The organism is Salegentibacter lacus (assembly GCF_020164555.1).
Taxonomy (GTDB): domain Bacteria; phylum Bacteroidota; class Bacteroidia; order Flavobacteriales; family Flavobacteriaceae; genus Salegentibacter; species Salegentibacter lacus.
This window is the reverse complement of the sequence record NZ_JAIQZB010000021.1, coordinates 23,592-50,083: the sequence shown is the minus strand read 5'-3', so window position 1 is coordinate 50,083 and position 26,492 is coordinate 23,592. Positions and strand designations below refer to the sequence as shown.

Genomic DNA, 26,492 nt, shown 5'->3' with positions numbered 1-26,492 from the left:
ATCGGAAGTGTATTTAGTCTCGATTATCGAGTAAGATTTAAGTGTTAGTTGATAGTGGACCCTAAGGTTCAGTAGAGATGCGAAAAGCCCCGTTTTTACCAGTATGGTGAAAGCGGGCTTTTTGTTTTCTGGCTGTTTCTGCCCAGCGGGCTACATAACTATGATAATTGCTGCCATCGGCAATAATTATTTCAGGGTTTAAATGCTTAATAAGCCTCTCTAAGTTAACTTTAGGTGAATCCCGAAGTAGTACCAGGTCAGGTCGAAAATCTTTAAGCTGGTAAACTGAGCTGCTGTCTATAATTAAAACACTGGCTTCCGAAAGGGCTAAAACATCGGGAATGTCTTCCTCTTCAATTTGATGAATATCCCTTCCTGTTTTATAATCTTTTAGCCGAATTTCTTGCTGAATCTCATCTTCTAAATTATGATGGAGTATTAGCTTTTTATCTTTCTGAATACCAATTATCGTCTTCCTGGGTTTATGAAAGACAATACTTTCTTGAAAAGAATTATGCACTTTACTATAAAACATACTTCCCTGAAATAAAAGAATTCCACAGAGAAAGAAAACCAGGTTCCTGAAGCTTTTTTGATAGATTAAAAGAATGAAAAAGAAAAAAAGCAAGTAGGCACTTAAATTTTGCCAAATATTAAAATGAATATCCCTAAAAACAAACTCTTCTTTTCCCGCAACCCAGCTGATAAATTGATTCATTAAGCTAATAAGCTTTCCGTAGGTTTGGGCTAAAAGATCGGGGAGAAAATTCAGTAAAGCGAGTAAAATAATCAAAATCCCCAGTCCTAAGATAATTCCCAACACCGGTAAAACCACCAGGTTTGAAAGAAAGAACAAGCCCGGGAATTGATGAAAATAGAATAAGCTTAAAGGTAAAACGCCAATTTGAGCTGCAATACTTACACTCATTAATCCCCAGAAATATTTTGTGATTTTAAACCGGGGTTGCCAAAGCTTGAAAAGTTTAGGCTGAATGGTGACAATAGCAAAAACCGCGAGATAACTCAGTTGAAAACCTACCTGAAAAATAAAATATGGGTTAATGAGCAGTAAAATAAAGAGTGAAATAAATAAACTGTTTAACACACTGGTTTTTCTTCGCATTTGCATCCCGATAGCGATAAAAGAAAACATAGTAACCGCCCGAACTACTGAGGGAGAAAGCCCGGCTAGGACAGCGAACCCCCACATTAGTGAAATTAAAAGCAGAGTTTTTACTATAAGTCCGTTTTTGAAGTAATTAAGCGGTTTAAAAAGCCAGTTTAAAATGAGTAAGATAATCCCCACGTGAAGCCCGGAAACCGCCAAAATATGAATAGCTCCAGCCGCTGCATATTCTTCGTAAATTTCCCTTGAAATTTCCTGTCTTTGCCCTAGTAATAGCGCCTGCATTATCGCCAATTCATTTTTCTTAATCTTAGTTTCCGAAAGTTTTCTAATAATCCTTTCCCTAAAATTTGAAGCAAGACTAACAGGGGATTCTGTTTTGTCTGGTAAAATATGGATTTCAGAATTACTAACTTGCAATTGTTTTTCTACCCGCTGCTTTTGCATATAGTTTCGGTAATTAAAGCGATATGGATTTAGCAGTTCAGTAATATTTGTTAGTTTATATGGAACAATTATTTTCATTCCCGGTGCTAACTCTTTGTGAAGCGAATCTTTTGAAATACTTAATAAGATTTTCCCCTTTGCTGAAATAATGCTTTCTTCTGAAAAAATCCTTTCAATTTCAGCGAGATAAGGCTCATTATAAAGGTTTGGTTTCAGGCTTTCGGTAATACGAATTTGTATTATTTCAGGTTCAGTATTTTCAAGATTTATATAATGTTTCGGCTGGTTCTTTGGCTGATGTAGATAAGCTACCGCAACTCCCAGGGTGAAAATTAAACTCCACGTGCATATTCCGAAGAAAATATCATCAAATAATTGTTTACGCGCCCTTAAAAATGCCAAGCAGAAAATCAAAAGAAGAAAGCCTAAAAATATAAAAAGTGATATGCCGGGTGTTTCCACTGAAAAACCGGTGATTATTCCCAGGATTAGGAATATTGTAATTTTGATTATGGTGAAATTCAGAAATTGCATCCCTATTAATTTTATTTCGTAGGGCGGCAATTATCTTTTGAAGATACTAAAAATTATAAAATTCGACGTGCCATTACAAAAGCGCCATTCCAATAAGATTCTGAAAGGGAAGAAATAATAACACCACGGGAGGTGGAGGAGTGGATAAAATAAATATTGTCTCGCTCTCTTTCTACCACCAAACCAACATGATTAATTACTTTTCGGTTTTTATTGGTTTCAAAAAATAGGAGATCACCCGGAGTTACCTGTTTTAAGTACAGGCGTTTCCCCTCTAAAGACATTTCGCGGGAAGTTCTTGGAATAGCAATATCTTCTTCTAAAAATGAAGTGTAGATAAGTCCTGAGCAATCCATGCCTTGTTTAGTAGTACCACCATATTTATAGCGCGTGCCTTCAAAACTTTTGGCTTTAGAAATAATGTTATAGACTTTTTTATCCGTGGGTTCAATTTCAGTATTTCTTGAGTGAGAAACTCTTTCAGAGCTTTTATCTTCACTTTTAGTGGTAATAACCTTTGAGCGGGAGCTTCCACAGGAAATAAGACTTAGGATAAAAAAGCCAAAAAAAAGTAATTTAAAAACTTTCTGCATAGATTAATTTTTAATCGCGCTTACTATAAGTTGGGCGGTTTTTTCGCTGGCGCCTTTTCCGCCCAGTTTTCTTTCTAGTTCAAAATAATCTTTAAAGATCCTTGTGCGATTTTCTTCCTCCAGTATTTTCTTAAACTCTTTTTTGAGGGTTTTCGTATTAAAATCGTTCTGAATAAGTTCTTTAACTACTTCGCGATTCATAATCAGGTTTACCAGCGAAATATAGTCCAGGTTCACAATTCGGCGGGCGATTTGGTAAGAAACAAAGCTGCCTTTATAACAAACAACTTCGGGAATTTTAAATAATGCTGTTTCCAAGGTAGCAGTTCCTGAAGTCACCATTGCGGCGTGAGAAAGGCTTAGCACATCGTATGTTCTATTCATCACGAGTTTGATATTCTTCTGCTTAATAAAAGGAGCATAAAACTCAGCATCCTGGCTCGGAGCACCCGCAATCACAAATTGATATTCTGGAAAATCTGGAGTGATGCTTAACATTACTTCCAGCATTTTTGAAATCTCCTGTTTTCGGCTTCCAGGCAAAACCGCAATTATCGGCCTTTCGTCTAATTGATATTCCTGCTTTACCGCAGCTACATTGGGTAGATCTTTTTGGCCGATCGCATCGATAAGGGGATGCCCTACAAAGTGAACAGGGAAATTGTGTTTTTCTTCGTAAAATTCTTTTTCAAACGGTAGGATCACATACATATGATCTATATCCCTTTTTATCGCATCAATCCTGTTTTCTTTCCATGCCCAAATTTGTGGTGAAATATAATAATGAGTTTGGTAACCTTTCTCTTTAGCCCACTTAGCAATCCTTAAATTAAAGCCGGGGTAATCTATAAAAATGATCGCATCGGGATTATATGCGCTAATATCTTCCTTGCAAAATGAAATATTTTTGAGAATGGTTTTCAGGTTAAAAAGAACTTCCACAAAACCCATAAAAGCCAATTCCCGATAATGCTTTACCAGCTCGCCTCCCTGTTCCTGCATAAGATCACCACCCCAAAATCTGAATTCAGCCTGTGAATCAGTTTGTTTTAAAGCGCGCATCAGGTTAGATGCATGCAAATCTCCCGAAGCTTCTCCTGCTATAATATAATATTTCATCTTTATAATTTTTTATCCCAATTTTGGAATTAGGCACAGACTTATAATCATATATCTGTGCGTTGCCAATTTTTGGGTCCAGCAGCCTGCTGGCTTCATTTAGACAATTTTAGAGATAAATGTGGTAATGGCAGCAATTATTGTTGCTAAAAGTACGCCTCTTGCGTGATAGATTTGTTTTTTCCGAAGAAATACAAAAAATGGCAGGAAGTTTAAAATTGCTCCTAGCGCAATGAGCTTACCAATATAACCTTCGGCAATAGCATTGTCTAAAGTTTCGTCTATTCCCATTTCAGAAAAAAGCAGAATGTAAAGGAGAATACCGCCAATATTAGCAGAAATTCCGGTTAAAAATCCTATAAAAATGTTTTGCTTAATCATTAAGCTTCCAATTATTTAAATCGTCTAAAAAATGATGTGCTGTTAGATCAAATTGCACAGGTACAACCGAAACATAACCTTTTTCCAGCGCCCATTCATCAGTATCTTCACCTTCATCTTTATTTACAAATTTACCGGTGAGCCAGTAATACTCCCTGCCCTGCGGATTTGTTCTTTTATCAAATTCTTCTTCCCACTGGGCATTTGCCTGCCTGCAAACCTTCATTCCTTTAATTTCTGAAGCAGGAAGTTTAGGAATATTCACATTTAAAACCACTCCTTTTGGAAGACCGTTTTTAATGACATTCCGGGTAATTGCTTTCACATATTTTCGGGCCGGTTCAAAATCGGCATTTAAAGAATAATCTAATAAAGAAAAACCAATTGCGGGAATTCCTTCTACACCGGCTTCTACCGCAGCGCTCATAGTTCCCGAATAAATTACATTTATCGAAGAATTTGAGCCGTGATTAATTCCGCTCACGCAGAGATCGGGTTTGCGGTGCAGGATTTCCTGTGTGGCAATTTTAACGCAATCTGCAGGGGTGCCCGAGCAGCTGTATTCTTTATGCTTATAATTCTCCTTAATAGTAACCTGCTCACAAAATAAAGTGTCGCTAATGGTGATGGCGTGACCCATTCCGCTTTGAGGGCTATCCGGTGCCACAACCACTACATCACCCAGTTCTTTCATCACTTCAATTAAAGTTCTTATTCCGGGAGCGGTAATACCATCATCGTTAGTTACCAATATTAATGGTTTCTTCTTTGTCATAGCCTGTTTTTTATAGAGCTAAAATAGTAATTTCAGTAAGAAACCTTATCTTAGTAGTTTAACAAATTATTATTACCTATTAGCTTTATTGGCACAATTTTTAATGTATTTTGGAGAGCTGTTAATGATGAAATTTATGCTATTTATGAAAAGGAATTTTAAAATCTTGGTGGTGGTGCTTTTAATGGCAGCTACCTCCTGTAGTTTTACGACTAAAAAATTCGACGACCCTAACAAAGATAAACTTCTTATAGACCTTATTACCTATGTTCTCAACGAAGGGCACTACGATGCAAGGGAGATTAATGACGAATTTTCTGAAGAGGTTTACGACAAGTATCTTGGAGGCCTGGACGGGTCTAAGCGATTCTTTTATGCCAGTGATATTAAAGAATTTGATGAATACAGGGATAAAATAGACGATCAGGTTAAGGAGAAGGAAATTGACTTTTTTGACCTTACTTATAACCGACTTTTAAAGCGATCTGAAGAAGCCCGGAAAATCTATAAAGAAATTCTGGAGGAACCTTTTGATTATTCTGAAGCCGAAGATATAAATACAGATTTTTCTGAAGCTGAATATGTATCTTCAAAAAAAGAACTAAAGGAGCGCTGGAGAAAGCAACTTAAATTTTCTACCCTTATCACTTATCACGACAAAGTGGAAGAGGAAGAAATGAAAAAGGAAGAGGATGCAGATTATGAAATGAAATCTAAAGAAGAATTAGAAAAAGAAGCCCGTGAGGTTACTTTAAATTCTTTAAATGAATATTATGATTTCACCGATGATCTTGAGCGCAAGGATTACTTTTCAGTATATCTAAATTCAATTGTTGAATCTTTTGATCCGCATACGCTATATTTTGCTCCTCAGGATAAAGATAGATTTGATATTGCGATGTCTGGAAAACTGGAAGGAATTGGCGCCAGACTTCAAAAGAAAAGCGACAATATTACCGTAACCGAAGTTATATCTGGAGGTCCTGCCTGGAGAAGTGAAGAGCTTTCTGAGGGCGATGAGATTTTAAAAGTGCAACAGGAAGATGAAGAAGACCCCGTGAGTATTGTAGGTATGCGTCTTGAAGATGCAGTAGACCTAATTAAAGGCCCAAAAGATTCTAAGGTTACCTTAACCGTTCGTAAAAAGCTAATGGGCAATATTCAGGAAATCACTTTAACCCGTGACATTGTTGAAATTGAAGAAACCTATGCTAAAACTGCTATGGTAGAGCAGGAAGGAAAGAATTTTGGGATAATCAATTTACCTAAATTCTACTTTAATATGGAAGATTATGAAGAGCGTAATGCTGCTTCAGATATTAAAAAAGATATTATTCGTTTAAAAGAAAAAGATATGGACGGCCTTGTCCTTGACCTTAGAAATAATGGTGGAGGATCATTAAAAACTGTTGTTGATATCGCAGGTCTTTTTATTGAAGAAGGACCAATTGTTCAGGTTAAATCTAACGGACAAAGAAAAGATGTGCTTTCAGATGAAGATCCGTCTGTTCTTTGGGATGGTCCTCTTGTAATTTTGGTGAACGAACTTTCAGCATCTGCCTCAGAAATTTTGGCGGCGGCAATGCAGGACTATAAACGTGCTATTATTATAGGAAGTAAACAAACTTATGGTAAGGGAACCGTTCAAAATGTAATAGACCTTAACCGTTGGTTGAGAAGTAATGAATATGGAGATGTAGGTGCACTTAAACTTACTACTCAAAAGTTTTATCGAGTGAATGGCGGTTCTACCCAATTGGAAGGCGTAAAAAGTGATGTAGTAGTACCAGATCGTTACAGCTTTGTAGATATTGGAGAGAAAGATCAGGATAATCCTTTACCCTGGGATAAGATAGACCCAGCTAAATATGAAGTTTGGGATGGTTATGTAGGTTTTGATAAAACTATTACTGAAAGTAAAGCCCGAATGAACTCTAATGAGCAATTAGAGCGAATAGAGCAGCACGCAAAATGGATTAAAGATCAAAGTGAGAATAGTCTTCATTCCCTTAATTTCGAAGAATACGCGGCAACCGCAGAAAGAAACCAGGAAATGGCAAAAAGTTTTGATTCTATAAACGATTATAAGACTAACCTGACTTTTACTTCTTTACCTTATGAAAAGGAGATGTTCGAAAATGATACTATTTTAAAGGAAAAAAGAGATCGTTGGCACAATAATTTAAGCAGGGATGTTTACGTTGAAGAAGCAATTCACGTGCTATCTGATATGCGAAAGAATAATATAAGAGAAGATAAATTAGCGAAAGTAAGAGACTAGTTGTTCTACAGAATAAAGTAAAAGCGCTTCAGTAATGAGGCGCTTTTTTATGTGCGATAATTAATTAAATGGGAGCAAATCAATCAGATATAGGTTGAAGTCTCAAAGGCTTTTCAGATAAAAGTTTTTTTCCTGTAAGGTTCAGGTTCTTTTAAAGGAGTCTATTGAACTTCCGGGGAAAGAATTTTGTTTCGAAAAGCTTAAATTTGCAGTATGCTAAAAAGAAAATACATTTACCCACTTATTATCCTGGTTGTTGCAGCTGTTTTGTTGTTGGCAGAACGCTGTAATTAAAATGACATCCTATCGGAATCCAGTTTAATAAAAATAAATAGCAGAATGGTGAAGGCCCAAAGCCCCGAACCGCCGTAGCTTAAAAAGGGTAGGGGAATACCTACGGTGGGAAAAATACCAATAACCATCCCTATGTTTACCAGGAAATGCATGAAGATTATCCCGATTACTCCATAACCGTAAACCCTGTTAAAAGTTGAACGTTGTCGTTCTGCCAGATAAAGTAAGCGCAACATAAGGAGTACAAAAAGTGCAAGAATAAAAGTACTTCCTAAAAAGCCCCATTCTTCACCCACCGTACTAAAAATATAATCGGTGTGTTGTTCCGGCACAAAATGGCCTTTGGTTTGCGTTCCTTCTGTCCAGCCTTTTCCAAATAATCCACCACTACCTATGGCAATTTCACTTTGGTTAGTGTTATAGCCAATTCCGCGGGAATCCACTTCTTTCCCTAATACAATATTAAATCTATCGCGGTGGTGCTGTTTAAATACATTTTCAAATACATAATTTACCGAAAGGGAGAATCCAACTGCAACTGCGGCAAAAAACAAGTACTTCAGAATATTAGGCCTTCTTTTAAGGTTTTTTAGATAAACCAATATAGCAATTAATAGAACTCCTCCAATTACCCATAATGGGCCGAAAGCAAGGGTTGCTACAAATATAGATGCAGCAAAGAACCCAAGTAATAAATAAGCAAAATGCAAACCTTCCCTATATAAGGCAAAAGCAAAAGAGAAATATACCATAGCACTACCTGCATCGGGTTGTAAGAGCACTAAAATCATTGGTAGTGCAATGATTAAGAATACTCTTAACTGGTGCTTAAAATCTTTAATATTGGTTTGTATGCCGCTTAGGTATTTCGCTACGGCCAGTGCAGTAGCCGCTTTTGCAAATTCTGCCGGTTGAATGCTAATAGAGCCAATCTGATACCAGGCTGTTTGCCCTGCAATCGTACTTCCAAAAATAAATAGTCCTGCTAAACTTAAAAGGCTAATTGCGTAAATCACACTTGAAAAACGCTGATAGAACTTTCCTTCAATAGATAATAATATAATTATCAGGAAAAAGCTTAAAATAATCCAAAGTCCCTGTTTGCTATAAATTTGATTGAATTCGAGGAAGCTGCTAAAGTCATCTGTTAAGGAAGCCGAGTAAATATTGGCCCAGCCAAAGCCAACTAGTAAAAGGTAAATTAATATTGTAATCCAATCAAATCCTGTTACGCTTTTCCCCATTTATTGATTAATTATAAAAGGTTCGCCGCTTAGTGGTTTTGCATATTCGTCTTCAAGACTGTGGCTTAAAATCCAGTCTTCCATATCTGTTCGGGAAATTTCTTTTTTGATATATTTTTCAACCATTAGGCTGGCAATTCTACCGGCATACCGGCTTCCCCAATATCCATTTTCCACAAAAACGGCGATAGCTATTTTTGGATTATCTACAGGCGCAAAGGCCACAAAGATGGAGTGGTCGGTAAGTTGGGTTCGCTTACCATCTATTTTAGTATAGTTTTCTGCAGTTCCCGTCTTTCCGGCAATTTCAATACCCGGTATTTGCAGGCTTCTGGCTGTTCCTTTTTTGTAAACCTGGTGCATTCCTTCAACTACAGGATCAAAATGTTTTCTATCTATGCTTGTCTCATTCTTAACCTTGAATTTTTCCTCTTTTATAGGATCTCCTTCAACTGACTTTAAAATGTGCGGAGTATAATACCAGCCACGATTTGCGATAGTAGCCGTCATATTTGCCAATTGAATTGGCGTCATTAAAACCTCACCCTGCCCTATAGCATTAGAAATTGTAGCGGTAGAATACCATTTATAGGTTGGGTAATTATAAATTTGGTTATAATATTCTGCATCAGGAATTTTACCAGGTCTTCCTGTACTAAGATCATTTCCCATAAACTCTCCCAATCCAAAACTTTTTAAATGCTTGTTCCAGGTGTCTATTCCTTCCTGGGGAGTTGGATGCTTTTCAATGGTTTTGCGATAAACCTGGGCAAAATATGAGTTACAGGAATGTGCAATTCCTGGGACCATATCTAATGGACTTGGGTGCGCATGGCAACCTAATGGTCTTCTTGCGCCATAGTTATATCCGTTATTGCAGGAAAACCTATCATCTGTATCTACTACACCTTCCTGCAGTCCTATTAAAGCCGTTAAAGCTTTAAATGGAGATCCGGGTGGGTATTCAGCTAAAAGTCCGCGATCATAAAGAGGCTGAGCAATAGAATCATAATAAAGCCTGGTGTAATTTGGAGATCTTTTTCGGCCTACCAAAAGGGCAGGGTCATAATTTGGAGCCGTTACCAAAGACAATATTTCACCGCTTTCCGGTTCTATGGCAACGATACCACCTCGTTTATTTTCCATTAATTTTTCTCCATAAGCCTGCAGCTGGGCGTCTATGGTGATGGATATGTCTTTTCCTTTGGTGGGAAGTGTATCATAAATACCATCCTTATAAGGACCAATATCCCTATTGAACCTATCTTTCTGAATATATTTAACCCCTTTTTCGCCACGCAGCAATTCTTCATAAGTTTTTTCTACACCACTTCGTCCAATAAGGTCTCCGGAAATATAATAAGGATCTTCATTAACTTTCTTCTGATTTACTTGTGCGATATAGCCTAAAATATTTGCGCCGTGATCTACCTGGTAATCTCTTAAGGAACGTTTTTGAATATAAAAACCTTCATATTTTCGCATTTTCTCCTGCAAATAGGCGTATTCAGATTTAGTTAGCTGCGGAATAATTACCGATGGAAGAATGGGGGAATAAATTTTGGCTTTATCCAATCGGTGGCCTAGTTCTTCGGGTTCAATACTTAGAATTTCACAAAATTCAGTTGTATCAAAAGGTTTTAGATTTCGCGGTATTGCCATCACATCGTAAGAAGGTTGGTTGGAAACCATTAACTTCCCGTTTCGGTCTGAAATATAACCGCGCTGCGGATAATCGTACACCACTTCAATTGCATTATCCTGGGATCTTACCGTAAACGAATCGTCCATTATTTGCAAATAGAACAAGCGGGCAAGAAAGATAATGCCGGTGGTAAGTATAATAATGTAAAGAAGTAATTTTCTCATCTATATTTTTTATTGAAAACAATCAGGCTTAGCATAATCATAACAACACTGAAGATCCCTGAAAATAACGTTTTTTTGAGGACTATTATTATATGACTAAAGCTGAACATTTCCAAGAAAAATAAGATAAAATGATGAATTATAATACTGATAAAAATATAGCTTAATCGGGCTCCAAAAGGCGTTGTGGAAAGCCTTAAATTTTGGTGGTCATAACTTATTCCGAAAGAGAATCGAAGCAAATTAGGTCTAATAAAAGCGATAACCACACAAGCTGCCGCATGAACCCCGCCACTGTCTTCAAACAGGTCTATACTGAAACCTAGTAGAAAAGCCAGTATTAAAAAGACACTCTGATTTCCGTTAAAAGGATAAAGTAAAATAAATAATACATACAGATAAGGGTTTATGTAGCCCAGAAAATTAATGTTGTTAAGAATTAGCACTTGTATAAATACTAATCCCACAAACCTGATGATATTTTTTACAATACTATTGTTCATCTTCCCGCTCTAATTCCAGAATTTCTTCCCTATCCAGGTTTTCAATTACATATACATAACCAATGTTGGTCATATCATTAAAAAGCCTAACATTAATTTTGTAATAACTTTCGCTTTGATCTAGTTTAAAATCTTCAATACTTCCAATAGGAATTCCTTCAGGAAAGATTAAGGATTTACCTCCGGTTACTATGGTGTCTCCCTTTTTTACAGGAGCCTGTCGGGGCACATCAATCAATTGAACAATATTGGGATTTCTTCCATTCCAGATCAAACTTCCAAAATGGCTGGTTTTATTTAATTGTGCGTTAATTTGAGAATCTGAATTTAAGATTGAAATTACCCGTGAAAACCTATCGTTTACCCGGTCTACGATCCCAATTACTCCTTTGCTTGTAATTACTCCAAATTCAGATTTTATTCCGGCTTCTTTTCCCTGGTTTAAGGTTAGAAAGTTGTTGGGCTTGGCGTAATTGTTATTTATAACCCTTGCAGTTCTAAAATAATAAGTACCATCAAAACTTGTAGTATCTGTATAATTTTCTACAGAAATTGTATCGTTTAAGTTTGTGAGTACATTACGAAGCTGCTTGTTTTCCTCCATTAAGCGCTTATTGTACTCGTCTAAGTGCATATACTTATCGAAATCGTTAGCCCAGGAATAGATGCCACCGGTAACAACATTGGCGGAGCTTATAAAACTGCTCTTATGGAAAGAATGGGTTTGAATCGTAAAAAATACAGCTAATGCCAGCAGAAATAAGAATAGAATATTATTCTTATTCCGAATAAGAAAATTGAAAATTTGCTGCATAAAACTACTTCTCCTACTTTATCAAAATTCCCTTATAACGATTAAGGTTTTTCAAGCATATTCCAGTTCCTCTTACTACCGCCCTTAAAGGATCTTCAGCAATATAAACCGGAAGGTCGGTTTTTTGAGACAATCTCTTATCTAAACCCCTAAGCATAGATCCACCACCGGCAAGGTAAATACCGGTATTATAAATATCGGCTGCAAGCTCTGGGGGAGTTTGGGATAGGGTTTCCATCACGGCGTCTTCAATCCTTAAAATAGATTTATCTAAAGCTTTGGCGATTTCACGATAAGAAATATTTACCTGCTTGGGTTTTCCTGTTAAAAGGTCACGACCCTGAACGCTCATTTCATCCGGAGGAACTTCTAAATCTTCAGTTGCTGCACCAATCTGAATTTTTATTTTTTCAGCAGTACGCTCTCCTACGTAAAGGTTATGCTGGGTACGCATATAGTAAACAATATCGTTGGTAAAAACATCACCGGCGATTTTAACCGATTTATCACATACAATTCCGCCAAGGGCAATCACCGCAATTTCGGTAGTTCCACCACCTATATCAACAATCATATTCCCTTTTGGCTGCATAATATCAACTCCAATACCAATGGCCGCAGCCATAGGTTCGTGAATAAGGTAAACCTCTTTCCCGTTAACACGCTCTGCACTTTCTTTCACTGCACGCATTTCAACCTCTGTAATTCCCGAAGGAATACAAATTACCATTCTAAGCGCCGGAGTAAACATTTTCTTTTTAAGCGCCGGAATCTCTTTGATGAACATGGTGAGCATTTTCTCACTGGCATCAAAATCAGCAATCACACCGTCTTTCAAAGGGCGAATGGTTTTTATGTTTTCATGGGTTTTTCCCTGCATCATTGCAGCTTCTTTTCCTACTGCGGTTATTTTTCCCGTAGTGCGGTCTCGTGCAACTATAGAGGGACTGTCTACCACTACTTTATCGTTGTGGATTATTAGTGTGTTGGCAGTTCCTAAATCTATTGCTATTTCTTCAATGAGAAAGTCAAAAAATCCCATGCTTTGTTCGGTATTGAGGTTTGGTAAATGTAATAAAATTAATGTTTAAAATGGCGTGTTCCCGTCATCACCATGGCTATATTATTTTCGTTGCAATAATCTACACTTAGCTGATCTTTTATTGAGCCTCCAGGCTGGATAACAGCTGAAATTCCTGCATTTCCTGCAATCTCGACACAATCAGGAAAAGGGAAAAAAGCATCACTGGCCATAACCGCTCCATTCAAATCGAATTTAAAAGATCTTGCTTTCTCAATGCTATGTGTTAAAGCATCAACACGAGAAGTTTGTCCGGTTCCGCTGGCACACAATTGCTTATTTTTTGCCAATACGATAGTGTTGGATTTTGTGTGTTTGCAAATTTTGGAAGCAAACAACAAGTCAGATAACTCGGCATCTGTCGGTTTATTGTTTGTCGCTTCTTTTAAATCTTCAAGGGCATCTGTTTTATTGTCTTTATCCTGAACTAAAACCCCATTTAAGCAAGTTCGAACTTGTTTCTGCGGAAGTTCAGTTTCTTTCTGGATTAGTAAAATCCTGTTCTTTTTTCCTTTTAGGATTTCTTCGGCTTCACTCGAATATGAAGGAGCAATTACCACTTCACAGAATAATTTATGAATTTCTTCAGCCGTGATTTTATCAATTTCAACATTACTGATCAAAACACCACCAAAAGCTGAAACAGGATCTCCCGCCAGAGAATCTACATAAGCCTGGTGAATGGTATCGCGTTGTGCTAAACCACAAGCGTTATTATGCTTTAAGATTGCAAAAGTTGGTGCTTCACCATTAAATTCGTTGATGAGGTTTACCGCTGCATCAACGTCAAGAAGATTATTGTAAGAAAGTTCTTTTCCGTGCAGCTTTTCAAAAATGGCATCAAAATCTCCGTAGAAAGTTCCCTGCTGATGTGGGTTTTCACCATATCGCAATTCTTTCCCGGTTTGGATACTTTCTTTATAGGCTTTTACTTCACCTTCAGCATTAAAATAGTTGAAGATTGCTGTATCGTAATGCGACGAAATATTAAAAGCTTTGCCAGCAAAAAGTTTACGATCGGCAAGGCTGGTATCGCCGTTTTTTTCTTCCAGTAAATTTTCAAAATCTTTATAATCTTCTACCGAAGAAACACAAAGCACATCTTTAAAGTTTTTTGCTGCAGCGCGAATTAGTGAAATTCCGCCAATATCAATCTTTTCAATAATATCCTGTTCTGAAGCTCCCGAAGCTACAGTTTTTTCAAACGGATAAAGGTCTACAATCACAATGTCTATCTGCGGAATTTCATACTCAGCAAGCTCTTTTACATCACCATCATTATCCTGGCGATTTAAAATTCCGCCGAAAACTTTTGGGTGGAGCGTTTTCACCCTTCCGCCTAAAATTGAAGGATAAGAAGTTACATCTTCTACAGGTACTACATTTATTCCAAGGTCTTTAATAAATTTCTCGGTACCTCCGGTAGAATAAATGGTGATTCCCAGATCGTCAAGTTTTTTTACGATAGGTTCCAGGCCGTCTTTACTAAATACAGAAATTAAAGCAGATTTTGCTTTTTTTAAGTCGCTCATTGTGTTGTGTTTGTTAAAGTGGCAAAAGTAAGTATTTAACCCAAAAACATAAAAGGCATTTCCTTTATTTATCCAGAAATTTTGTAACGAATTTTAAACCCGGGCGTCATACCACTAAGCACATAAAAATCTCGACTTTATTTATTCAATAAATGAGATTTGAAATGTGTCGAGCTGGCGTCAAAAAGATTTAATTTTCAAATCAATGCTTCGTGGGTTTGTCCCGGGCTTTATTTATTATGCTGATATATTTACGTGTACTTAAAGAGAGTTTTAATTTTGCGATTAATGCACTCAAAAACAATAAATTAAGGACATTCCTTTCTTTGCTTGGGGTTACCATTGGTATTTTTTCCATCATTGGTGTGCTTGCCGCGGTAGATTCTTTAGAGCGGGAAATTAAAGGGAGCTTAAGCGCTTTAGATAATAGCACTATTATAGTAATGCGTTTTTCTTTTGGTCCTACCGAAGTTCCACAATGGAAACGCCAGCAATTTCCAGATGTTTCTTACGATGAATATCAATTCCTAAAAAGGAGCCTTCCCAATACCGAATCTATAAGTTTTACCATCGGGGTACCCGATGAATCTATAAAGCACGAAGATGTTACCAGTACAGGCGTTGGCGTGGGAGCAGTTACGCACGAATATTACGATATTGAAGCCCTAGAACTGGAAGAGGGACGTTTCTTTAACGAATCTGAATCGGTTAGTGGTTCTCCGGTAATTGTTTTAGGCCACGAAATTGCCAATAATCTTTTTGGAAATTTCAATCCGCTAGGGAAAGAAGTGCGAATGTACGGCCGTAAATTCACGGTTATTGGCGTGCTTAAAAAACAAGGTTCCAGTTTATTTGGTGGCTCAAGGGATGGCCAGGTTTTTCTCCCGGTTAATATTGCCAGAAGGGTTTATGGCGATAATAACAAAGGCGTGTTTCCGCAGTTAATTTTAAAGCCTGAAGAAGATGTTGATAATGCTGAATATATAGCGGTTTTAGAGCAGCAACTTAGAAATTACCGCGGAATAAAACCCGGCGATATCAATAATTTCTTTGTTAACCAGCTACAGGGCTTTGCCGATTTTATAGACAATATCACCGGTCAACTGAATTTTATCGGATTGATCATTAGCGGCTTTTCTCTCCTTGTTGGTGGCTTTGGAATTGCCAATATTATGTTCGTAAGCGTTAAAGAGCGAACCAACCTCATTGGAATTCAGAAATCTTTAGGAGCGAAGAATAAATTTATTTTATTTCAATTTTTATTTGAAGCGATAATTCTTGCAATAATTGGTGGACTCGTTGGCTTAGGCCTGGTTTGGTTAGTTTCCCTCGCAGCTTCCCAATTTACCGGAGATTTTGAGTTTGTGCTTTCACCCTGGAATATGTTTATAGGGACTGCGGTTTCAGCAGTAATCGGTTTAATTTCAGGAATAATTCCGGCAATTTCTGCTTCAAAATTAGATCCGGTAGAAGCGATTAGGACGGGAATGTAAGAACGAAGGATGAAAATTATACTGAGTTAAAGAGAGCATATGAAGAGGATATTTATTCCAGAAGTATTAATTATTATTGTCTTTTTTACTTTTCAAAGCTTTAACGCGCAGGAAGATTTTATCTTAAGTAAGATGGAAAACCAGGAGTGGTTGAAAAATCTTAAAAATACCAGGGGCTTAGATGCACAATTAGCTAAAATTCGCCATAGAATGTTGCAGGATACAGCTGTCTATTTCAATTATAGAAATGGCGATTTTGAAACTGAACGGCAAAAGAAAGAACTCAAAGGCTTCAATTTTAAAGAAGAATCCCCTTCAAGACCTCTATATATTGTTGCTTTCGCAGAAGAACGGCTACTTTTAGATGTTAATCCTGAAAAGGGGAAAATTGAAAAAATAGTTGAAGTCTTAAAAAAAGTTTCAAAAATAGAAGTTTTGAAAACTATAAAACCTCTGGATTTTAAAGGGGAACCGGCAATGTATTCTTCAGTTAGAATTACAATCGAAGACGAGAGCGTTTACAAAAAAATAGCCGGTATTATTGAAGCAAATAATTAATTTAATTCAAAACTTCAGCAACCCTCTCATTTACCCATTCTAAAAATTCTTCATCTTCTTTAGAAAATGGATCTGGGGTGTGAGAATCTATATCAATCTGGCCAATATTTTCACCGTTTAAGAAAAGCGGAACAACAATTTCAGCTTTAACATTAATACTACAGGCTATATAGTTGGTTTGTGCTTTTACATCGGGAACAACAAAGTTTTTATTAGAAACAGCTACCTGCCCGCAAATCCCTTTTCCGAAGGGAATAATAGTATGATCTGTAGGTTCACCGGCAAAAGAGCGTAATTTCAATTCGTCTTTATCACCATTTTTAAAATAAAAACCTACCCAGTCGTAATACGGGATATTCTCTTTTAAAACTTCGCAAACCTGAGATAACCTGTGGTCTACCGATAGATTATCGTTTTCAAGAATCGTTTTAATTTCCGGTTTTAGTTTCTGAAATGGCATAGTTAATATTTTGGTGCAAAAGTATTTAAAAATAATAGTAAGCACAGGCTCATATTTATATAAATTTGTTAAAAACCAACTCAAAACTTGCTTAAGTTATTCGTTAAATATAAATCGGTACTTCGTTTCATCTTTACGTTTTTGGGAAGCTACCTGGTTTTAACTCTAATCTATAATCTCTATTTAGAGTTTTTTAGGTCGCCGGTTTATTTCCCTGATTATTTCACACACCTCGTAGCAAAACAAAGTGAAGCCTTAATAAATAGTTTTGGGTACAGCGCTCAAATTTTACCGCACCAGTCAGAACTTTCTATGAAGCTTATGGTTAATGAAGTTTATTTGGCCAGGATTGTAGAAGGATGTAATGCGATTAGTATTATAATTTTATTTACATCTTTTGTACTTTCTTTCTTCGGGAGGTTAAAACTCACGTTACTTTACCTACTGGCGGGTGCCGTGATTATTTATGTGATGAATATTATTAGAATTGCTATTCTCGCGATGGGGATTTATGAATACCCTCAATATACCGACTTCCTTCACAGTATCATTTTTCCATTAATTATCTACGGCACCGTATTTATACTCTGGGTGATCTGGGTACGTATTTACAGCCGAAAACAAAAACTATGAAACAATTATTAAGACTTTTAGGTATTGGGGTTTTAGTTGTTTTGCTGGTTTTGGTGAGACTATTTGAACATCAGCTTTTTTACGATCCTTTAATCGATTTCTATCGTTATGGCGGGCATTTAGCAATGGAAGTTCCTGAAATTATCTTCTCAAAACTATTACTAAATATAAGTTTACGCTACTGGCTTAACACCCTAATTTCGCTGTTAATCCTTTTTGTAGCTTTTCGTGATAAAAACATTGTGAAGTTTGCCGCACTGCTTTTTACTTTGCTTTTTGGAATTAGTATTGCCGCTTTTAGCGTGCTTTATTTTAATCTGAATTCGGAAAATGTGATGGGATTGTTTTATGTTCGTCGATTTTTAATTCACCCCATATTTATTCTCATTTTACTTCCTGCTTTTTACTATTACCGATTGAAAAAACGGGAAAACCCATAATCTTGAAAGTTATTCCCAAAAACCGAAAAGTACTTTGTTTCAAAATTTTGCCTATTTTTGTAACTGATGAAAAAAGCTTTTCAACATAGCATTTCTATAGCAATGGCATTTATGGTGTTGTTTTCAACCTTTTCTTTTACGGTTGATAAACATTTCTGTGGAAGCTTTTTAGTAGATACAGCTATTTTTTCTGAAGCCAAAACCTGTGGGATGGAAATGGAAACCTCAACTGAAGATTCCTGTTGTTCCAACGAAAAAATAGCGGTAGAAGGCCAGGATGAATTAAAACATCAGTTTGATGCATTAGACCTTAACCAACAGGCCTTTCTAACCGGTTTCGCTTATTCTTACATTTTTATTTTCGAAGATTTTTCAAAAGAAATCATTCCTTTTAAGAATTATTCTCCACCACTTCTGGTCAAGGACATACAACTTGAAGACCAGGTTTTCCTTATTTGATATACTTTTTATAATTATTCGTCAATTTGAGTGATTCCGAAGAAATCGGAATTGTATCGAGAATCTTTTCAACTAAAATAACATTTTTAGCTCGAAACAATCTTGAAAAATCAAACTCAATTTGACGTTGTGTATTGATTCAAAATCAGATTATTCACCTTCTGTTTTTGATCTCAGAATTAAATAATCAAATGTATATCCACATTTATGTTCAACAAGATTATAAAATATTTTCTTTATAACCGACTGGTTTCCATTTTGCTTTTGGTCTCTCTAATCGGTTGGGGACTGGTAACTGCGCCTTTTGATTGGGACACCGGGTTTTTACCAAGTGATCCTGTTCCGGTAGATGCTATTCCCGATATTGGAGAAAATCAGCAAATTGTTTTCACCGATTGGCCCGGGCGTTCCCCACAGGATATAGAAGATCAAATCACTTATCCGCTAACCAGTTCGCTTTTGGGAATTCCGGGGGTGAAATCTATTCGTAGTTCTTCTATGTTCGGTTTTTCCAGTATTTACATCATTTTTGAAGAAGATGTAGAATTTTACTGGTCCAGAAGCAGGGTTTTAGAGAAATTGAATTCGCTTCCTGCCGGCTTGTTACCCGATGATGCTCAACCTACTTTAGGACCAGACGCTACCGGCCTGGGTCAGGTTTTTTGGTACACTTTAGAGGGACGCGATAAAGACGGAAATGTTACCGGTGGTTGGGACCTTCACGAATTGCGCAAAGTCCAGGATTATTATGTAAAGCTTGGCCTAAGCGGGGCTAAAGGAGTTTCTGAAGTAGCTTCTATCGGCGGATTTGTGCAGGAATATCAAATCGATGTAAATCCAGATGCCCTCAAAGCTTACGGAATTGGTATCAACCAGGTAATGATGGCGGTAAAGAATTCTAATCGTGATGCCGGTGCGAAAACTTTAGAAGTGAATAAGGTAGAATACCTTGTTCGTGGACTCGGGTATATTGAATCGATTGAAGATATTGAAAATACCGTTGTTGCCGAAAATGATAACACACCTGTTCTTATTAAAGATCTTGGTCGGGTAAGTTTGGGGCCTGCTGAACGCCGTGGTGTTTTGGATAAAGGTGGTGCTGAGGTTGTTGGAGGTGTGGTTGTAGCTCGCTATGGTTCAAATCCGCTGGCGGTTATTCAAAATACTAAAGATAAAATTCAGGAAATATCCACGGGATTACCATCTAAAACCCTTGCTGATGGTACCGAAAGTCAACTAACCATAGTCCCATTCTACGATAGAACGCAACTGATTAATGAAACCATAAACACGCTGGAGAGGGCACTATCTCACGAGGTACTCATCAGTATTATTGTAATTATTGTATTGGTTTTAAACCTGCGTGCTTCTATTTTAATTTCCAGTTTATTACCTGTTGCGGTACTTATGACCTTTATCGCGATGCGCTATCTTGGCGTGGATGCTAATGTGGTGGCGCTTTCAGGAATTGCAATTGCCATTGGAGTTATGGTAGATGTTGGGATTGTTTTTGTTGAAAACACAATTCGATGGCTCGAAATGCCTGAAAACAAAAATGTGAGTGGCAATAAACTGGCAGGAATAATTTACAAAGCAACCGCTGAAGTGGCTCCCGCTGTAACCACAGCACTAGCCACCACGATTGTGAGTTTTATCCCGGTTTTCTTTATGGAAAATGCTGAGGGTAAATTATTCCGTCCCCTGGCTTTTACCAAAACATTTGCGCTGGTCGCCGCTTTTCTTATTGGTGTTTTTGTATTGCCAATGCTGTCGTATTTCTTTTTCAACATTAAAGTTAATAAAAGGAGGACCCAACGAATCTGGAATATTGTTTTAATCGTTTCAGGAATCGCTTTGGCCATTATTTTTAGTTTTTGGTTGCCATTAGCATTAACGCTAATCGGAATTGTAAAAATTGTTGAAGACAGGAATCCACAGTTTTTCGGGAAATATACAAATTTGGTTATTCCGGGTTTAATTCTGGCAGTTACCATATTTTTCCTTGCTGAAGAGTGGATGCCACTTGGGTTCCAGAAATCGGCTTTGGCCAATTATATCTTTGTAATCCTGTTGCTTAGTATCACTTTGGTGATATTAATGATGGTGGTGAAATTTTACGAACCCATCTTAAATTGGTGTTTAACCAATAAGGGGAAATTCCTAAGTCTGCCAATAATCACTATCTTTTTTGGAGCGATGATTTGGTTTGGTTTTCCAAAATTATTCGGATTTGTAGCCAATGGATTTGATAAAGTAGGCTGGAATGTGAGAACAACCCAGGTTTGGAGTGGGATGGCACATACTTTTCCCGGTGTAGGCAAAGAATTTATGCCTTCACTTAGCGAAGGTAGCTTTTTATTGATGCCAACCACCATGCCACATGCAGGGATGGAGGAAACTACCAAAACCCTGAAGCAATTGGATATGGCGGTAACCAGTATTCCTGAAGTAGAGGTTGCCGTTGGTAAATTAGGTAGGGCTGAAACCGCTTTAGACCCTGCGCCAATATCTATGTTTGAAAATATTATTAATTATAAATCGGAATATATTCATGCTGAAGACGGTTCAATGCAACGTTTCAAGGTTGATGATCAAAACCGATTTATTCTGAAATCCGGGGATACTTTAACCAATTCTGAAGGGATTCAGCGAGATGTTACCGCAGCAAATTTAGTAGAAGATGAAGATGGAAGGTTCTACCGAAACTGGCGGGAGCATATTAACAGTCCCGATGATATTTGGAATGAAATTACCAAACGCACCAAACTTCCCGGAGTAACTTCCGCACCAAAATTACAACCTATAGAAACCCGTTTGGTGATGTTACAAACCGGGATGCGGGCGCCAATGGGAATAAAAGTTTACGGACCAGATCTAAGAACCATTCAGGATTTTGGGATGGAACTGGAAGAATTGTTAAAAGAAGTGCCTTCGGTTAAATCTGAAGCAGTTTTTGCCGATCGCGTTGTTGGAAAACCTTACCTGGAAATTGATATAGATCGAAATGCGATTGCCCGCTACGGACTTAGCATTGAAGATGTGCAGCAAACTATTGAAATCGCAATTGGCGGAATGGAAATTACCTCTACGGTAGAAGGCAGAGAGCGGTTTCCGGTTAGAGTGAGATATCCCCGCGAATTAAGAGATGATCCAGAAAGTATTAAGAACATTTTGATACCGACTTCTGATGGAGCTCAAATTCCGTTAGGAGAACTCGCTGAGCTTAAGTATGAACGTGGGCCGCAAATGATAAAAAGTGAAGAAACTTTTTTAACCGGGTACGTGCTCTTCGATAAACGTGACGGTTATGCAGAAGTAAATGTGGTAAATGATGCACAGCAGCATATTCAGGATAAAATTGATGCCGGCGAACTGAAAGTGCCCCAGGGGATCAGTTACAAATTCTCCGGAAATTATGAAAACCAGGTGCGAGCTGTAAAACGTTTGGCCATCTTAATTCCTATTTGTTTGCTTATCATTTTCCTGTTACTCTATTTTCAGTTTAAGAGCATTATTGCATCAACAATTCACTTCTCTGGGGTGTTTGTGGCCTTTGCCGGCGGCTTTATTATGATTTGGCTTTACGGGCAGGGGTGGTTTATGGATTTTGATATGTTCGGTACGAATATGCGCAACCTATTCCAAATGCACGAGATTAACTTGAGTGTGGCGGTTTGGGTTGGTTTTATCGCTTTGTTTGGGATTGCTACAGATGATGGCGTTTTAATGGGAACTTATATTCACCAGGTTTTTGAACGCAAAAATCCAAAAACAGTTTCAGAAGTTCGTGAGGCGGTAATGGAAGCCGGTCTAAAAAGGGTTCGTCCCGCAATGATGACCACGGCGGTAACGATAATTGCCCTTTTCCCGGTACTTACTTCAACCGGAAAAGGTTCTGATATTATGGTGCCCATGGCTATCCCTATTGTAGGAGGAATGGTGATCCAGATTATGACGATTTTTGTGGTGCCGGTTTTACAGGCTATTTGGAGGGAGAGTGTTTCTTCTAATTCCACAGACGAAAATGGAGAAGAACCAACAACAATTCAGGCTTAGAATTTCTGAATGAAATAAGAATCAGATAATGAAAATAGACAGAAAAAAAATAATTATGAGCCTGCTTCTAATTCCGCTTTGGGGAGCAGTAGGGATCGCCCAGGAGTTGGAAGATTATCTCCAAATAGCTGCAGAAAATAACCCGAAGCTGCAATCGGCTTATACGCAGTTTGAGGCTGCACTGCAGCAATCTCCACAAGTTTCTTCTTTACCAGATCCCACGCTTACGGTAAGCGCATTTGGTAGAATGATAGAAACCAGGTTGGGTGCCCAGGAAGCCAGGTTTAGCCTGATGCAAATGTTTCCCTGGTTTGGAACTTTAAGAACGAAAAAAGAAGCAGCCGATTTACTGGCAGAAGCAAGATTTCAGGAGTATTTAGCAATGCGAGCTGATTTGTTTTTTCAAATAAAGAAAGCCTATGCTGAGCTTTTCGCCATTGAGAAGACTATTGCTTTAAAAGAGAAAAACCTTGATATTCTGGATTCCTATCGTGAGCTTTCCCTAAGTAAATTTAGAAGCGGAAGTTCAAAAATGGTGAATGTGGTGCGAGTGGATATCAAGCGGGATGAAGCTTTAACCGAAATTGAACTGGAAGAAGAACAATTAGAAAGTTTAAAAAAGCAGTTTAATTTATTATTGAATAGAGAGCGGGAAGCCGAAGTTTCTATTCAGGATACTTTGATTTTTAATCCTGAAATACAGGCTGAAATTGTTAATGCGGAAGAAGCTTTTAAGATGCATCCTGAACTTACCAAATTCGATAGGGAGCGGGAGGCATACGAAAGTCGCGCAGAAACAGCTCAAAAATCAGGTTTACCTAATTTTGGGATTGGAGTGGATTACTCGGTTATTTCAAAGCGGACAGATGCGAATCCACCTATGAATGGGCAGGATGCAATAATGCCCATGTTTTCTGTGAGTTTGCCAATTTTCAGAAAAAAATATAAAGCTGCAGAAAAAGAAGCCGAACTAATGCAGGAAGCCGCAATTCAAAATAAAGAAGCTCGAAGAAATCAGTTGCAAAGTGAATTTGAGCAAACTGTTTACAATTTAAACAAGGCCGATAAGCTGCTAAAACTTTATGAAAGGCAAATAGAAAGTTCTGGCCAGGTAAATAGACTTTTGGTTTCGGCTTTTAGTAATAACGATGGTGATTTTGAAGAAGTACTTCGAATGAACCAGGATGTTTTAATGCTGAAAACTCAGCAAATAGAAGCTTTGAAAGCCGGATTTACGGCTCAGGCAAAAATGGATTATTTATCAGCTAAAACTGAAAACTACGATGAAACGAACTAATTATATTTGGAAAGCGGCCGGAATTCTTATTCTCGGCGTGTTGTTAGGCTACTTGTTTTTTGGAGGAGGAAATGATGCTGAAGAAGCTGAAGAGCATGATCATTCTGAAATGAGCGAAGATCAAATCTGGACCTGTTCTATGCATCCTTCAGTAAGACAAAACGAACCGGGCGATTGCCCAATTTGTGGAATGGATCTCATTCCTGTTTCTGAGAATGAAAACGAATTGGATTCAGATATGTTTGTGATGAGTGAAAACGCACTTAAACTTGCAAATGTTGAAACCCTGATTGTTGGTACAAATGATGCTTCGAAAGAAATTCGACTTAACGGAAAAGTTGAGGTAGACGAGCGGAACACTTACACACAGTCTACTCATATTCCCGGGAGAATTGAGCAATTAAGTGTTAATTTTACTGGTGAAAAAGTAAATCGAGGACAGGTTTTGGCCAGCGTTTATTCACCGGAATTGGTAACTGCACAGGAAGAATTATTACAGGCAGCCGAGATAAGGGAAAGCCAGCCGGAACTTTTTGAAGCCGCAAAACAAAAGCTGAGAAACTGGAAAATTGGCGAGAATCAAATTAATAAAATGCTAAGCAGAGGCGAGACTATAGATCGTTTTCCTATTACCGCCGATGTTGGAGGGGTAGTGACCGATTTAATGGCTGAGCAGGGCGATTACCTGGAACGGGGAATGCCTATTTACGAAATCGCAAACCTGGATAAACTTTGGGTGCTTTTTGATGTTTACGAGAGCAATATGTCATGGATTAAAGAAGGCAGCAAAATAGAATACACTATTAAATCGCTTCCCGGTGAAACTTTTGAAGGTGAGGTTAATTTCGTAGATCCATTATTAAATAGTAATACGCGGGTTGCCACAGCGAGAGTAGAAATAGATAATGAGGATAGGCGTATAAAACCGGGAATGTTTGCTACGGGAATCATAGAAAACAGCCTAAATGTGGAAAATGAGAAAATTGTAATCCCCCAATCAGCTGTTTTATGGACGGGAAAACGTTCTGTGGTGTATGTAAAGGAAGATGTTGAAAGTGGTGCCGGGTTTAAGTATCGGGAAGTGGTTTTAGGAGCTTCCCTGGGGGATTCTTATGTAATTGAAGAAGGTTTAAATGAAGGTGAGGAAATTGTGGTAAACGGAACATTTACGATAGATGCTGCAGTGCAGTTGGCCGGAAGACCCAGTATGATGAATCCGCCGGAAGAGGGGGAAAGCAATTTGAGTGAAATAAAATTATCTGAAGCAGAAAAAACGGAACTTCAAGAAGTTTTTAATTCCTATTTAGCTTTAAAAAACACCCTTGTAGAAGATGATTTCGAAGGCGCGAAAAAGCAACTAATCGGATTAGAAAAAGCAATTGAGGCGGTGGATAATTCGGTTATCTCGAATTCAGCCGCAGATGCTATGGAAAATTATAAAAATAGGCTTCAGTCGGAATTACCTGCTTTAAAAGCTTCGGAAGATATTTCAGCTTTAAGAACCGGTTTTATTGATCTTTCCGCAGAAATGATCAGGATGGCAAAAAGTTTCAAGCCTTTTAATGAGCAAATTTATATTCAGCATTGCCCTATGGCAAATAACGATAAAGGTGCAGATTGGTTAAGCCTTTCTGAAGAAATTAGGAATCCCTATTACGGTAGTGCGATGCTTAATTGCGGGGAGGTTACCGATGTAATTAAAGAATAACAGTATTGTATAGTGAATAATTTATTGAGAAAACGGTAAAATAAAAATTTATATAAGTTTGTTGAATTAAAAGCCTGAAAGTGGTTAAACGTAAAACAGCTCGAAAATTAAGACAGGCCCATAGATACCTGGGACTTTTTATAGGAATTCAGTTCATTATGTGGACCATTAGTGGGATGTATTTTAGCTGGACTGATCTTGATGAGATCCATGGGGATCATTTTAAAAAGGAGGTTGTTGAAAATCCTTCTTTTTCCAATCTTCAAGGTCCGGGAGCAATATTGTCTGACATCCCGGTAAGTTCATTAGAACTTAAAGATATTGGCGGTGAAGCTTTTTATTTAATTAACGGACAAAGCTTAGTTAATCCAAAAACGGGAGAGAAAAGGCAAGAAATTAGCCGGGAAGAAGCCCTGAAAATTGCTAAAAAGCACATGCGGGAAGATCTACAGGTAGCAGGGATTAAACTAATCAATGAAACCGGAGATCATCACGAATATCGAGGCGGTGCTTTACCGGCCTATGTGATTTCCTATAAGGAACCTGCCGACCTGAAAGCGTATATATCGGTGCAGGATGCCGCATTCAGGTCAGTGCGACACCGTGACTGGCGCTGGTTCGATTTTCGATGGATGACTCACACAATGGATTATGAAGGCAGGGATGATTTTAATAATCTCGTACTGCGTATTTTTTCGCTAATGGGATTAATTACCGTTTTAAGTGGTTTTGTACTTTGGTATATTTCCTCACCTTCTATAAGAAAAATTCAAAAACGATTTAAATAAGAATAAT

The 26,492-nt window shown here is 37.7% G+C and carries 21 protein-coding genes; 10 read left to right on the top strand and 11 right to left on the bottom strand.

What is annotated here, in order from left to right; translation table 11 throughout:
- Positions 1-61 precede the first annotated feature (61 nt).
- The 5 genes from LB465_RS15385 to surE all read right to left on the bottom strand — a co-directional run bounded on the left by LB465_RS15385 (position 62) and on the right by surE (position 4,975).
- On the bottom strand, positions 62-2,107 hold the full coding sequence (locus LB465_RS15385; RefSeq protein WP_224470814.1) for a ComEC/Rec2 family competence protein: 2,046 nt from the start codon (positions 2,105-2,107) through the stop codon (positions 62-64).
- Between the two features lie 53 nt (positions 2,108-2,160).
- Positions 2,161-2,700 (bottom strand): C40 family peptidase, encoded by a 540-nt coding sequence (locus LB465_RS15380; RefSeq protein ID WP_224470813.1) that lies wholly within the window; start codon positions 2,698-2,700, stop codon positions 2,161-2,163.
- A gap of 3 nt (positions 2,701-2,703) precedes the next feature.
- On the bottom strand, positions 2,704-3,819 hold the full coding sequence (gene lpxB, locus LB465_RS15375; RefSeq protein ID WP_224470812.1) for a lipid-A-disaccharide synthase: 1,116 nt from the start codon (positions 3,817-3,819) through the stop codon (positions 2,704-2,706).
- Between the two features lie 99 nt (positions 3,820-3,918).
- Positions 3,919-4,200 carry a hypothetical protein gene (locus tag LB465_RS15370; protein WP_224470811.1) on the bottom strand — a complete coding sequence of 94 codons (282 nt, stop codon included), beginning with the start codon at positions 4,198-4,200 and terminating at the stop codon, positions 3,919-3,921.
- On the bottom strand, positions 4,193-4,975 hold the full coding sequence (gene surE, locus LB465_RS15365; RefSeq protein WP_224470810.1) for a 5'/3'-nucleotidase SurE: 783 nt from the start codon (positions 4,973-4,975) through the stop codon (positions 4,193-4,195). The genes LB465_RS15370 and surE overlap by 8 nt, the downstream gene beginning before the upstream one ends.
- Positions 4,976-5,120: 145 nt before the next feature.
- Between surE and LB465_RS15360 the strand changes: the two genes are divergently transcribed.
- Positions 5,121-7,256: a carboxy terminal-processing peptidase gene (locus tag LB465_RS15360; RefSeq protein WP_224470809.1), complete on the top strand. Its 2,136-nt coding sequence runs from the start codon at positions 5,121-5,123 to the stop codon at positions 7,254-7,256.
- Positions 7,257-7,546: 290 nt separating this feature from the next.
- On the opposite strand, the gene rodA is transcribed toward LB465_RS15360, so the two are convergent.
- The 5 genes from rodA to purH form a co-directional block, all read right to left on the bottom strand.
- Positions 7,547-8,794: a rod shape-determining protein RodA gene (rodA, locus tag LB465_RS15355; RefSeq protein WP_224470808.1), complete on the bottom strand. Its 1,248-nt coding sequence runs from the start codon at positions 8,792-8,794 to the stop codon at positions 7,547-7,549.
- Positions 8,795-10,663 (bottom strand): penicillin-binding protein 2, encoded by a 1,869-nt coding sequence (gene mrdA / locus LB465_RS15350; protein WP_224470807.1) that lies wholly within the window; start codon positions 10,661-10,663, stop codon positions 8,795-8,797.
- A gap of 492 nt (positions 10,664-11,155) precedes the next feature.
- Entirely contained in the window at positions 11,156-11,980 is an 825-nt protein-coding gene (gene mreC / locus LB465_RS15340) for a rod shape-determining protein MreC (RefSeq protein WP_224470805.1), read from the bottom strand.
- A gap of 13 nt (positions 11,981-11,993) precedes the next feature.
- Entirely contained in the window at positions 11,994-13,022 is a 1,029-nt protein-coding gene (locus LB465_RS15335; RefSeq protein WP_224470804.1) for a rod shape-determining protein, read from the bottom strand.
- A gap of 38 nt (positions 13,023-13,060) precedes the next feature.
- Positions 13,061-14,593, bottom strand: a complete 1,533-nt coding sequence (purH, locus tag LB465_RS15330) for a bifunctional phosphoribosylaminoimidazolecarboxamide formyltransferase/IMP cyclohydrolase (RefSeq protein WP_224470803.1) — start codon at positions 14,591-14,593, stop codon at positions 13,061-13,063.
- Between the two features lie 239 nt (positions 14,594-14,832).
- Between purH and LB465_RS15325 the strand changes: the two genes are divergently transcribed.
- Both LB465_RS15325 and LB465_RS15320 read left to right on the top strand, forming a co-directional pair.
- Positions 14,833-16,086, top strand: coding sequence for an ABC transporter permease (locus tag LB465_RS15325; protein WP_224470802.1), 1,254 nt, complete (start codon positions 14,833-14,835; stop codon positions 16,084-16,086).
- 39 nt (positions 16,087-16,125) lie between these two features.
- The gene (locus LB465_RS15320; protein ID WP_224470801.1) at positions 16,126-16,644 is read left to right on the top strand and encodes a hypothetical protein; all 519 of its coding nucleotides are present in this window, start codon (positions 16,126-16,128) and stop codon (positions 16,642-16,644) included.
- Position 16,645: 1 nt separating this feature from the next.
- Here LB465_RS15320 and LB465_RS15315 read toward each other — a convergent pair whose 3' ends face one another.
- The gene (locus LB465_RS15315) at positions 16,646-17,104 is read right to left on the bottom strand and encodes a GAF domain-containing protein (RefSeq protein WP_224470800.1); all 459 of its coding nucleotides are present in this window, start codon (positions 17,102-17,104) and stop codon (positions 16,646-16,648) included.
- 87 nt (positions 17,105-17,191) lie between these two features.
- On the opposite strand from LB465_RS15315, the gene xrtF reads away from it, so the two are divergent.
- From xrtF to LB465_RS15280, 7 genes are all read left to right on the top strand, one after another.
- On the top strand, positions 17,192-17,737 hold the full coding sequence (gene xrtF / locus LB465_RS15310; protein ID WP_224470799.1) for an exosortase family protein XrtF: 546 nt from the start codon (positions 17,192-17,194) through the stop codon (positions 17,735-17,737).
- Positions 17,734-18,177: an exosortase F system-associated membrane protein gene (locus LB465_RS15305; protein ID WP_224470798.1), complete on the top strand. Its 444-nt coding sequence runs from the start codon at positions 17,734-17,736 to the stop codon at positions 18,175-18,177. The genes xrtF and LB465_RS15305 overlap by 4 nt, the downstream gene beginning before the upstream one ends.
- Before the next feature lie 66 nt (positions 18,178-18,243).
- On the top strand, positions 18,244-18,636 hold the full coding sequence (locus tag LB465_RS15300) for an HYC_CC_PP family protein (protein WP_224470797.1): 393 nt from the start codon (positions 18,244-18,246) through the stop codon (positions 18,634-18,636).
- A 207-nt stretch (positions 18,637-18,843) separates the two neighbouring features.
- Positions 18,844-22,692, top strand: coding sequence for an efflux RND transporter permease subunit (locus LB465_RS15295; protein ID WP_224470796.1), 3,849 nt, complete (start codon positions 18,844-18,846; stop codon positions 22,690-22,692).
- A 28-nt stretch (positions 22,693-22,720) separates the two neighbouring features.
- Entirely contained in the window at positions 22,721-23,989 is a 1,269-nt protein-coding gene (locus LB465_RS15290) for a TolC family protein (RefSeq protein ID WP_224470795.1), read from the top strand.
- Positions 23,976-25,697, top strand: coding sequence for an efflux RND transporter periplasmic adaptor subunit (locus LB465_RS15285; RefSeq protein WP_224470794.1), 1,722 nt, complete (start codon positions 23,976-23,978; stop codon positions 25,695-25,697). The genes LB465_RS15290 and LB465_RS15285 overlap by 14 nt, the downstream gene beginning before the upstream one ends.
- A gap of 80 nt (positions 25,698-25,777) precedes the next feature.
- Positions 25,778-26,485 carry a PepSY domain-containing protein gene (locus LB465_RS15280; RefSeq protein WP_224470793.1) on the top strand — a complete coding sequence of 236 codons (708 nt, stop codon included), beginning with the start codon at positions 25,778-25,780 and terminating at the stop codon, positions 26,483-26,485.
- Positions 26,486-26,492: the final 7 nt, after the last annotated feature.